Annotated in this window: 11 protein-coding genes and 1 pseudogene; 5 read left to right on the plus strand and 7 right to left on the minus strand. The window is 66.6% G+C overall.

The window, feature by feature from the left end:
• Positions 1-27: 27 nt before the first annotated feature.
• Entirely contained in the window at positions 28-1,671 is a 1,644-nt protein-coding gene (locus DFO68_RS14170; RefSeq protein WP_133484286.1) for an MBL fold metallo-hydrolase, read from the minus strand.
• 212 nt (positions 1,672-1,883) lie between these two features.
• Between DFO68_RS14170 and DFO68_RS14175 the strand changes: the two genes are divergently transcribed.
• The 3 genes from DFO68_RS14175 (at position 1,884) to DFO68_RS14185 (ending at position 4,271) form a co-directional block, all read left to right on the plus strand.
• Complete coding sequence (locus tag DFO68_RS14175; RefSeq protein ID WP_133484287.1) at positions 1,884-2,315, plus strand: RidA family protein; 432 nt, start codon at positions 1,884-1,886, stop codon at positions 2,313-2,315.
• Between the two features lie 258 nt (positions 2,316-2,573).
• A complete protein-coding gene (locus DFO68_RS14180; protein ID WP_133484288.1) occupies positions 2,574-3,722 on the plus strand; it encodes a ChaN family lipoprotein in 1,149 nt (382 codons plus the stop codon).
• Between the two features lie 141 nt (positions 3,723-3,863).
• On the plus strand, positions 3,864-4,271 hold the full coding sequence (locus DFO68_RS14185) for a glutaredoxin family protein (protein WP_133484289.1): 408 nt from the start codon (positions 3,864-3,866) through the stop codon (positions 4,269-4,271).
• Here the strand turns inward: DFO68_RS14185 and DFO68_RS14190 are convergent.
• Positions 4,219-5,178 carry a hypothetical protein gene (locus DFO68_RS14190; protein WP_243726528.1) on the minus strand — a complete coding sequence of 320 codons (960 nt, stop codon included), beginning with the start codon at positions 5,176-5,178 and terminating at the stop codon, positions 4,219-4,221. The genes DFO68_RS14185 and DFO68_RS14190 overlap by 53 nt on opposite strands.
• An 8-nt stretch (positions 5,179-5,186) precedes the next feature.
• Positions 5,187-5,657 carry a GFA family protein gene (locus DFO68_RS14195; protein WP_133484290.1) on the minus strand — a complete coding sequence of 157 codons (471 nt, stop codon included), beginning with the start codon at positions 5,655-5,657 and terminating at the stop codon, positions 5,187-5,189.
• Positions 5,658-5,955: 298 nt separating this feature from the next.
• Between DFO68_RS14195 and DFO68_RS14200 the strand changes: the two genes are divergently transcribed.
• Positions 5,956-6,489: a periplasmic heavy metal sensor gene (locus DFO68_RS14200; RefSeq protein ID WP_133484291.1), complete on the plus strand. Its 534-nt coding sequence runs from the start codon at positions 5,956-5,958 to the stop codon at positions 6,487-6,489.
• Between the two features lie 66 nt (positions 6,490-6,555).
• On the opposite strand, the gene DFO68_RS14205 is transcribed toward DFO68_RS14200, so the two are convergent.
• Positions 6,556-6,837 carry a DUF503 domain-containing protein gene (locus DFO68_RS14205; RefSeq protein ID WP_133484292.1) on the minus strand — a complete coding sequence of 94 codons (282 nt, stop codon included), beginning with the start codon at positions 6,835-6,837 and terminating at the stop codon, positions 6,556-6,558.
• 138 nt (positions 6,838-6,975) lie between these two features.
• Between DFO68_RS14205 and DFO68_RS14210 the strand changes: the two genes are divergently transcribed.
• Complete coding sequence (locus DFO68_RS14210) at positions 6,976-7,641, plus strand: glutathione S-transferase family protein (protein ID WP_133484293.1); 666 nt, start codon at positions 6,976-6,978, stop codon at positions 7,639-7,641.
• 74 nt (positions 7,642-7,715) lie between these two features.
• On the opposite strand, the gene DFO68_RS14215 is transcribed toward DFO68_RS14210, so the two are convergent.
• The 3 genes and pseudogenes from DFO68_RS14215 to DFO68_RS14225 form a co-directional block, all read right to left on the minus strand.
• The gene (locus DFO68_RS14215; protein ID WP_133484294.1) at positions 7,716-8,507 is read right to left on the minus strand and encodes a molybdate ABC transporter substrate-binding protein; all 792 of its coding nucleotides are present in this window, start codon (positions 8,505-8,507) and stop codon (positions 7,716-7,718) included.
• A 17-nt stretch (positions 8,508-8,524) separates the two neighbouring features.
• Entirely contained in the window at positions 8,525-9,013 is a 489-nt protein-coding gene (tsaA, locus tag DFO68_RS14220; protein ID WP_133484295.1) for a tRNA (N6-threonylcarbamoyladenosine(37)-N6)-methyltransferase TrmO, read from the minus strand.
• A 93-nt stretch (positions 9,014-9,106) separates the two neighbouring features.
• Positions 9,107-9,200 (minus strand): annotated as a pseudogene (locus tag DFO68_RS14225) (IS5/IS1182 family transposase); the annotation flags it as partial.

Genomic DNA, 9,200 nt, shown 5'->3' on the forward strand with positions numbered 1-9,200 from the left:
CCCGCTCGAGCCATTCGTAACAGGCGCTCAGTCCTCCCGCGAGACCCACAGTCCGGCCTGCTGCTCGGCGCGTCCCTCGGTCTCCAGCTTGAGCAGGTGGGCCAGCGCCGAGCGCGTCGCCACCCGCAGCTTCTCCGCCGGCACGTCGTCGTAGGCGTGGGGCGTCAGGGCTTCCAGCGGCGCCGGCCCATGGCGCGCCAGGGCCCGGCGCACCTTGTGCTCCCGAGCCAGCCGATGGGTCATCAGGTAGTCGATGGCGGCATGGGCTTCACCGATCAGAAAGCCGTGGCCCGGGGCAATGGTGTCGAAGGGCTCCTCGCCCAGGGCGTCCAGGACCTCCAGGTAGGCAGCCATGTCGCCGTCCGGTGGGTTGATCACCACCGTGGAGCCCTGCATCACCTGATCGCCGGCGAACAACAGCCACGCCGGCTCCAGCAGGTAGCAGAGGTGATTGGACGCGTGGCCCGGCGTGTGCAGCACCTTGAGCGGGCCAGCCGGGGTGGCCAGCCGCTCACCATGGTGAGGCCGGTAGTCGGGTTCGAAGCTGGCATCCTGGCTGTCCCCGAGCGGGGGTGGCAGGCCCACCAGGCGGGCGCCGGTACGCGCCTTGAGCCAGGCCGCGCCCGGCGAGTGGTCGATATGCGTATGGGTGACCAGCACCCGCGAGAGCCGGCCGCCGCACAGCGCCAGCAGCCGCTCCAGGTGAGCCGGTTCCGCGGGGCCGGGGTCGATCACCAGGTGGTCGTGGCCGTCACCGAGCAGATAGCTGTTGGTCCCGGGGCCGGTCATCACGCCGGCATTGGGCGCGGTGATCCGGGTGACGCCCGGGGCGAGTTGAACCACTCGGCCGGGCACGAGCTCGGCACGCGCCGTGCCCTGGCGATGCGGATCCAGGCGGCGCACCTCGGCATAGGCCGGCGAATCCGGCTCCACCTGCCAGGCGGTACCGCCCTTGCGGGCCGGCCAGGGGCGGCTGGGGCGCGGCGTGGGCGGGTTGGCATGGGCGTGACGCAGCAGCGCCTCAGTGGTGGAAAAGTCGGCGAGCAGGCGCAGGGTGCGCAGGGTGGGGTAGCCCAGCGCCATGCGGCCCTGGCGATGCGCGGCCACGGCCTCTACGGGAGGCAGCCAGGCATGGTCGATGGTCTCGCAGCCGTCATGGGCCGCCTGCTGGTCCGGCGGCGCCAAGGCCACGAAGAAGCGTGTGTCGAAGCGCCGCGGGGCTCCGCGGGGGGTGACCCAGTGCCCGAGATACGCCAGGCGGTCCAGCGGCAGGACGAGGCCATGCTGCTCGCACAGCGCCCGGAAGCTGGTGTCGCTGCGCCGCAGCGCCTCGCGTCCCGCCGTCAGCACTGGATGGTCTCCTGCTGGCAGGCGCCCCTGACTATCCACGGCCAGCAGCAGGCCCGCCTCTTCCAGGCACTCGCGCAGAGCCGCGATCATGTAATCGGCGCCGCCCTCGTCAAGGCTCAGGGTCTGGCTGATGGTGGCGTCGTCCTGGCCCGAGACAAGGGCGCGGACATCCGGGTCCTGCAGGTCCACGGCCCCGCCGGGGAAGACGAAGTAGCCCGGCAGGAAGGCCGCCTGCCAGGTGCGCTGTAGCAGCAGAACCTCCAGCCCCCGGTGGCCATCGCGCACCAGGGCGAGGGTTGCGGCGGGACGGATCTCAGTCATGGCAGTGTCGACGTCGATGCGTTGAGAAGCGTATCGGAGACATGGCTCATCGGTGGACTCCCGTCAGTGAGTAGGTCAGCGCCCAGAAATACCATGAGAAAAGCCTGGCGCCCAGCCCCCGACCATGATAAAGCACCACGCTGAGACTAGGGCGGCGTCCCAAGGAAATGGCTATCCTCGTAAGGAACCATGCACTGAAAACGAGAATTTCCATGCCCGACCATCAGAACGACGTAACTCTACCCCTGCCGCTGTTCCCCGGCAGCCATATGGTATTGGACGATGACTATGTCTTCCTGTCGGGGCTGACCGCCGCGGATATTCAGGGCGGCGAGGCGGTGATTGGCGACATCGTGGAAGAAACCCGCCTGGTAATGCGCAGCCTTCAGCGCATGCTGAACTCTGCCGGTTGCGAGATGGGCGACGTGGTCCGCAGCGACGTGCATATCACCGACCTCGACATGACCCGCGACATGGACGCCACCTACGCCGAATTCTTCGACGGCCATGACTACCCGGCGCGTACCTGCAGCCAGACGCCACGCCTCTACGGCGGCGGCCACGTCGAGATTACCTTGATGGCACGCCGTCCCAAGCAGGAGGAGGCCGACTCGGAGGCGCAGGAAGAGGAAGAGAGCGACTGAGGACCGCAACGGGCGGTGTTGCCATCACCGCGGCACTTTTCACTCAAGGAGTCGCCGGGTAGGCTGGGGTCCGTTTTTGTGCGGGGCTTTTTGTGCGGGGCAAGGCATGAGGAGAGTGGTTTGCTTGTTTCAAATGAACGACGAATAACGCAGTATCGTGCAAAAACGGGTCCGGCCCATTGGGTTGCGCGGCAAATGGCGGCATCTGGCGCAGCAACACGGTTCGCGCAGAAACCTCAACAGGCCCTAGCGTCGCCGATGTCGCAATCCCGCTTTTTCCATGCCCGCCGTCTCGCCATCGCGGCCAGCCTGGCCTGGTTGGCCCCGCTCGCCGCACAGGCCGAGGGCTGCCCCATGCCCGGCCAGTGGCAGCTCGCCGGTGGCGAGACGCGAACCACCGCCGGAATGATGACGGAACTCGCCGGAGCCCAGGTGGTGCTGCTCGGCGAGCAGCATGACCGCCTCGATCATCACCGCTGGCAGCTTCACACCCTGGCCGCCCTGCATGCTCATCATCCATCGCTGGTGATTGGCCTGGAGATGCTGCCCCGCGAGGCCCAACCGGCACTGGATGCCTGGGTAGCCGGTGAACTCGATGAAGCCGCCTTCCTCGAGCAAAGTGGCTGGCGCCAGGCCTGGGGCTTCGACCCGGCCCTCTACCTGCCGATCCTGCACTTCGCACGCATGCAGCGCATCCCGCTGCTGGCGCTCAACGTGTCCCCTGAGCTGCGCGGCCGCCTGGCAAGCGAGGGCTGGCAGGCGGTCCCCGCGCAGCAGCGCTTCGGCATCACGCCACCGGCCCCGGCCTTGCCTGACTACCGCGCATCGCTGGAGGCGATCTACGCCGAACACGCCGATCGCGACGACGACCCGGAGAACCTCGAGCGCTTCATCAGCGCCCAGCTGGTCTGGGATCGCGCCATGGCCACCGCCCTGGTCGATGCCACCGCACCGGGCACCCTGGTGGCGGGCCTGATGGGCCAGGGCCACCTGGGCAACGGCGTGCCCTACCAGTTGAAGGACCTGGGCGTTGACGACCATCGCAGCCTGCTGCCCTGGACGCCGGGTCCCGACTGCCAGCCGCCCGCGACGCGAGCCGATGCGCTCTTCGTGCTGGGCGACGAGTCGGCCTTCCAGCTGCCCGAGCCGCCGCGCCTGGGGGTGCTGATCGGCGAGCATGCCGACGGTGTGCTCGTGCAGGGCATCGCCCCCGGCAGCGTGGCCGAGGCGGCCGGCCTCGCTGCGGAAGACGTGATCATCACCGCCGCCGGCCAGCCCATGGCAAAGCCCGCCGACCTCACCGAGGTGATCGGCCGCCAGGCTCCCGGCACCCTGCTGCCGCTGGAAATCCTTCGCCACGGCGAACGCCAGGAACTGTTGGCCCGCTTTCCGCCTGCCACCCCGTGACGTTTGCGTCGATCAGCTGCGCCGTAACCATGGGAAGGACGGCCCGCCGAACGTCTCGCAACACGCGGCCACGACAGGCATCATGGGCGTCTCTGGCACAACGCCCTGACCCTTCATCGTTTGCGAGGTTGATCATCCCCGATGAGACTGCTGATTCGTACTTTCTTCCGCGGCATGCGCCTGGTGCTGGCGCCGGTCATGCTGATCACCGAGAAGCTCTCCACTCCCCAGGCCATCGAACGCAGCCCGGAGGAACAGGCTAGCGTCGACGCGGCGTGCCGCCACCTAGCGCTCTACCAGTTCCGCACCTGCCCGTTCTGTATCCGGGTACGCAAGGAGATCGCTCGCCTGGGCCTGACCATCGAGCTGCGCGACGCCCAGCTCGACCCCGAGCACCGCCGTGACCTTGCCGAGGGCGGCGGGCGCATCAAGGTGCCCTGCCTGAAGATCGCTCACGACGAGGGTGCCGACGAGTGGCTCTACGAGTCCGACGATATCAACGCCTGGTTGCACCACCGCTTCGGCAAGATCGACACCCAACCCGCCTGACCTCGCCGAATAAAGCCACCAAGGGACGGCCCTGCCCAAGGTCAGGCCTGGTACGCCCGCCCCTTGGAGCGCATGCGCGACTACTTCGAAGCCTGGCGTAAGGCGCGGGAGTCGCCCTGACGGTCATGGTGACTGCCTGAGCGCCAAGCCCGCAGCAGAGCAGGTTGCGGGGGGTCAGTTCACGCGCGCAGAAGGTGCCAAGCTCGACCGTGAAGCCCGCCTCCTCGAGCCGCCACAGACGATCCAGCACCAGCCACACCTCCAGCGGGCGGCGAAAGAGGTGGCGGATCAGCTCCAGGCGGGTGACCTCGGCATGGCGGCGATGCCCTTCCCGCTCGAAGGCGCCCCAGTCGATCCCCGGCGGCAACGTCAGTCCCTTGCACTCCGCTGCCCAGCGGCAGAACGCCGCGAAGTCCTCCGGCATGCGGCCATAGGCGAGGCTCGGCACCGGCAGGTAGGCATCCTCGCTCCGTATCCGGCGCTGCAGGGCATCGAAGCCCAGCCGCCAGGCATTGGCCCGCTCGCGATGGCGGCGCACATGACGCGGAGCGGTCACGGTCTCCTGCACCGCCATGGCCAGTTGCTCCCGGGTGAGCGAGAGGCCGTGCTCGGCCCAGTGCGACGGCAGGCAAGGCCCTTCGGCAGGCAGCTCAGGAAGCGCGACCAGGGCGGCGAGTGCCGCCACCGGCAGCCACTCGTCCAGGGCAGAGGCGCGGAAGGGATCGGCCTTAAGGCGCGCGCAGGTGGCATCATCGAGGGCGCGCAGCCGGTCGGCAAGCTCGGGATGCGCCTCGGCCCAGGCGAGCCGGCGATGCTGGAACGGCAGGGGTTGCCACAGCGGCTGAAACTCGGCCAGCAGTTGGGTCAACCGCGCGAAGCACTCGGCATGGGCGAAGGTGTCGGGCATACCCGTCGCTAGCACTCCAGGCCCCGACGCCGGTGCCACTCGGCGAGGCTCTCCTCGGGATAGCCGGCGAAGCAGCGGTCGTTGTCGTGGGCCTCGACTTCCACCCAGGACGCCTTGCTGTCGAGCAGCAGGTGGACTCGCTCCGGCGGAACCGGCAATTCGCTGTCGATCGCCGAGGCGAAGGGATGCACCAGTTCCGGCCAGTCCGGATCGAAGATCCACAGCGCACTGGCACAGTGGCCACAGAAGTGGCGCTCGCCGGTGCTCTCTTCGCCATCGATCACCGCATGGTAGATGCGCCGATGCTCCTCGCCCTCCACCTCGAGGGTCGCGGCCAGGGCACCGAGGTTGATGGCATAGCCGCCTCCTCCGGCCGTCTTGCGGCAGATCGAGCAGTAGCAGCGCTGATAGGGATAGGGGTGCGGCGACTCGACGCGAAAGCGCACCGCGCCACAATGGCAGGAACCTTCGAGAAGCATGGTGATACCTCGCTGTTATGACGGCCCTCGCCAGATGACACTCGACGACTGGCCTCTCATGGATGGATCGGCCGGGCAGGGTCATGCATACGCATGCCACCCCGGCCCTCAAGCCTCAGGATGGCGATCCTGATCGACTGGTGCAAAGCCATACCGGTAGCGCCTTTTGTCGTGAGGCTGCAAGGTGATTGATGTGCATCAAGTGGGTGACTCGCCGTCCCGCTATGCTGTTGAACAAGTCACCCCTGCCAACAGGTGTGAAGGTGATCAGCAACCGCGATTCCACAGGAGATACCTCATGAAGATTCGCAAGCAGACCCTCACCATCGGCCTGGCCATGGCCCTGGCGGCGGGAGCCAGCGGCACCGCCCTCGCACAGGGCATGATGGGACCGGGCTATGGGCAGAACCACGGTCACGGCTATGGCCAGATGGGCCCCGGCATGATGGGGCCTGGCTATGGGCAGAGCTATGGACAGGGTCAGGGCTACGGCCCGATGGGCCCCGGCATGATGGGGCCTGGCTATGGGCAGGGCGGCTTCTTCCAACTGTTCGATGCGCAGCAACGTAGCGCCGCACGCGAACTGATGCAGGAACATCAGCGCAGCCAACTCAAGCGTGCCAACAAGATGATGGAGCTGCGCGAGCAGATGTTCAGCCTGATGCAGCAGGCTCGCCCCGATCCCGACGAGGTCAAGACCCTCAATGCGCAGATGTCCGAGCTCCAGGGCGAGATGATCGCCGAGCGCGTCCGCCTGCATAATGCACTGCAGGATCTGCTCACCGAGGAACAGCGCCAGAGGCTGCTCCAGGGCGCCGGCGACTCACCATAAGCGCCGTGTAACACGTGTAACAAGAGAAGAGCCAGCAGTATCCCGTGAAGCTCATGGTGGTCACGCTCACAGGAATTCGCGGGTGGCATCGAGCATCCGACCGTCGACGGTGCGTTGCGACTTGTCCTCGATCTCGCTGCACAGCGAGGCAACCTCCCGCGCCGTGGTGCCCACCACCACGCAGGTCCACTCGCTGGCATCGTGGCGATCAAGGTCACCGCTCTCGCAGACCGCAATCGACGGATGACGACCGAAGCGTTCATGCAGGCCACCCATGCGCTGGCGCTTCTCCTTCAGGGAGCGACAGCCCGGCAGGCTGAAGGTGAGGGTAAGCACGGCGATATGCATGACGGACTCCTCTGGTCGTCAGGGCATCTCTCCGGGTCGGCCGCTGTCGCGTTGCGCGCCTACCCCGGCAGCAGGCAGCATAGTAGCCTTTTGCCATGACCTACCTCCAAGGCTACCAAGAACGCACCAGGAGACCCCATGATCCGCCTCCACCATTGTGTCAGTGCTCGCTCCTTCCGGCCCCTGTGGCTGCTGGAGGAACTGGAACTGCCCTATGAGTTGATCCTGCACGCCTTCCCGCCCCGGATGCATGACGAGGCCTTCCTGGCCGTCAATCCGCTGGGCACGGTGCCGGCCTTCATCGACGGCGAGACGCGCATGACCGAGTCGGCGGCCATCTGCCAGTATCTCGCCGCTCGCCATCCCGAGGCGGGGCTGGACGTGGCCATCGATGAACCCGGCTATGGCGACTACTTGAACCTGCTGCACTTCGGCGAGGCGACCCTGACCTTTCCCCAGACCCTGGTGCTGCGCTACGGCCACTTCGAACCCCCGGAGCGTCGCCTGCCCCAGGTGGTGGAGGACTATAGCCGCTGGTTCCTTTCCCGGCTGCGCACCCTGGAGCCACGGCTGGCATCGGGGCACTGGCTGTGCGCCGAGCGCTTCACCGCCGCCGACGTCTCGGTGGGCTACGCGCTGCTGCTGGCCAGCCACCTGGGGTTGGACGAACGCTTCAAGTCGAACGTGCGCGACTACTGGGCCCGCCTGCAGGCACGCGAGGGCTTTCAGCGTGCGCTCCAGGCTCAGCATGCCGCGGCACTGACCCAGGGTGTCTCGCCGACGGTGTCCATGGCGTCATGCTGAACCTGGCCGGTGGCGGCACGATTTCGCGTCTGGCGCGAGCGGTATCCTGCTGAGAGCTCGCCAGGTAGCGCATGTCACTCCGCCTTGGGTAAAGTCGCGGCGTCGAAGCCGTAATCGGCCAGCACCGACTGGCCGTCGGGCGAGAGGATGTGCAGCACCAGCCTCCAGGCCTCGGGCGGGGCCCCGTCTAGCACAATCAGTCCGTAATCGGCCCCGACCGAGAGGGCTTCAGGGATCTGCACGATCTGAAGGCCCGGCACCTCCTTTTTCGCCAGCACGGCATTAGTGCAATAGGTCAGAAACAGGTCCGCCTGATCGCTGTCCAGCACCCAGGCATAGGTGTTGCGTCCCTCGGGCGGGGCTGCGCTGTCCAGCCCACCGGTCAGTTGCAGGGCCTTGGCCTTAAGCACTTCGGCATGGCCGGACTTGTCGAAAAGCTCGAAGGCATAGTCGCCGGAGGGATCAGCCTTGGGCGTCGATGTGCCCAGCCGGATGTCATCCTTGAGCATCACGTCGAGCAGCGTCTCAGCAGAGACTTCGACATCAGGTTGCGCCAGTGCGCAAAGACGGTTGCGCGCAAAAAGCGCCACGGGCCCTCCTTTACCCGCCCTTTCCAGTGCGCGCGGGTGGCGCATGTTGGCCGAAGCAAAGACGTGCGCCCTCTCGCCCGCCTCGATCCGTTCGCGCATCAGGCCGGATGGGCCGAAGCTTGTCGCGACTGGCGTGTCGTAACTACGCGAGAAGTCTTGCGCCACCTCCGAAAGCGCCGCTTTCAGGCTGCCAGCGGCATAAAGCGCCACATCTTGTGCCAGGGCCGGGCTCATCGCCAGTCCAAGGGCCGAGGCCAGCAGGAGTCTCTTTCGCATGGTCGTTCTCCTATCGTTCAGGTTGCTTGGTTGCCTTCGAGTTTCGGCGGCGCCTGCACGGTGAAGGCGCAGTGGTCGGGCTTGAGGTCGATGAGCGGCGTTCCATCGAGACAGTCGAGTCCCCGTACATGCAGCACCCCCGCATCGATCCGCAGCAAACGGACATACGAAGTGCCGATCGGGTTGGGCCTCACCGGCGAGCGCAAGGCGAAGGTGCCGATGGTTCTCCCGTCATCGCGCGGGCTTTGCAACAACAGGTCGCGGCGGCTTTGGTCGAGCCAGTAGAGCACCTCGATGCGCTCAAAGTGCTCCAACCCCATCAGCGCAGGATGCCACACAGGATGAAGTTCGATCCGGCATTCAGGCCCGTCAAGCTGCCCCTGGCGCGGGCAGTCCTTGCGATCCGCCCAAGGCGTGCGGATGGTGCCGATGAACTGAAGCACGGCGTCGGAGGGCGGATCGATCGCAGCGGTGGCCTCGCCCCGGCGCAGATCAGTGTCAGTCATCTATTCCTCCTGAAAATTTTGCACCCACGCAGGCCTGTTGGCCTGTTCTCGTCGACATGAGCCGTTTGCTTCATTGTCGGTGGCTCTAAGAACCTATTTCGATAGGCATGTCCGCCACGTGATGATGCCCAGCGCCAAGTGGAGCATCGCCAAGTAGGTATCGGCCCTTTTCTCCCAGCGCACCAGG

This window comes from Halomonas ventosae, assembly GCF_004361885.1.
GTDB lineage: Bacteria > Pseudomonadota > Gammaproteobacteria > Pseudomonadales > Halomonadaceae > Halomonas > Halomonas ventosae_C.

What these genes read in the sequence shown, in the direction of transcription:
- DFO68_RS14170 (WP_133484286.1), bottom strand. Translation starts at nt 1,671, where the DNA reads ATGACTGAGATCCGTCCCGCCGCAACCCTCGCCCTGGTGCGCGATGGC.
- DFO68_RS14175 (WP_133484287.1), top strand. Translation starts at nt 1,884, where the DNA reads ATGCCCGACCATCAGAACGACGTAACTCTACCCCTGCCGCTGTTCCCC.
- DFO68_RS14180 (WP_133484288.1), top strand. Translation starts at nt 2,574, where the DNA reads ATGTCGCAATCCCGCTTTTTCCATGCCCGCCGTCTCGCCATCGCGGCC.
- DFO68_RS14185 (WP_133484289.1), top strand. Translation starts at nt 3,864, where the DNA reads ATGAGACTGCTGATTCGTACTTTCTTCCGCGGCATGCGCCTGGTGCTG.
- DFO68_RS14190 (WP_243726528.1), bottom strand. Translation starts at nt 5,178, where the DNA reads ATGCCCGACACCTTCGCCCATGCCGAGTGCTTCGCGCGGTTGACCCAA.
- DFO68_RS14195 (WP_133484290.1), bottom strand. Translation starts at nt 5,657, where the DNA reads ATGCTTCTCGAAGGTTCCTGCCATTGTGGCGCGGTGCGCTTTCGCGTC.
- DFO68_RS14200 (WP_133484291.1), top strand. Translation starts at nt 5,956, where the DNA reads ATGAAGATTCGCAAGCAGACCCTCACCATCGGCCTGGCCATGGCCCTG.
- DFO68_RS14205 (WP_133484292.1), bottom strand. Translation starts at nt 6,837, where the DNA reads ATGCATATCGCCGTGCTTACCCTCACCTTCAGCCTGCCGGGCTGTCGC.
- DFO68_RS14210 (WP_133484293.1), top strand. Translation starts at nt 6,976, where the DNA reads ATGATCCGCCTCCACCATTGTGTCAGTGCTCGCTCCTTCCGGCCCCTG.
- DFO68_RS14215 (WP_133484294.1), bottom strand. Translation starts at nt 8,507, where the DNA reads ATGCGAAAGAGACTCCTGCTGGCCTCGGCCCTTGGACTGGCGATGAGC.
- tsaA (WP_133484295.1), bottom strand. Translation starts at nt 9,013, where the DNA reads ATGACTGACACTGATCTGCGCCGGGGCGAGGCCACCGCTGCGATCGAT.